The sequence below is a fragment of the Curtobacterium sp. C2H10 genome (assembly GCF_025407985.1).
Lineage (GTDB): Bacteria > Actinomycetota > Actinomycetes > Actinomycetales > Microbacteriaceae > Curtobacterium.
Genome location: NZ_JABXGF010000165.1, coordinates 1 through 265 on the forward strand (window position 1 = coordinate 1; position 265 = coordinate 265).

Sequence of the window (265 nt, forward strand, 5' to 3'; positions counted from 1 at the left end):
GTGCCGATGAGCCTGTCGATGGTGGTCATTGCGGCGCTGATCGGCGCAAAAGGCTTAGGTGAGGATGTCCTTTCCGCGCTGCAGTACGCAGCCCAGGGTAAAGGCATACTCGCGGGGCTGGCGATCCTGATCTGCGCGATCGTGATTGACCGGATGGTGCAGTTCCGGCGGCGATCCTGAGCCAGCGCCCCGCGCGTGCTTACAAATAGCGGGCCCGTTAATCATCGGTTAAATAGTTCTGCCGCATCTGAGCAAAGGCCTGTTG

General features: G+C 60.0%; 1 pseudogene. It reads left to right on the forward strand.

The window, feature by feature from the left end:
* Window positions 1-180 (forward strand): annotated as a pseudogene (locus tag HWD93_RS18495) (proline/glycine betaine ABC transporter permease); the annotation flags it as partial.
* Between the last annotated feature and the right edge of the window lie 85 nt (window positions 181-265).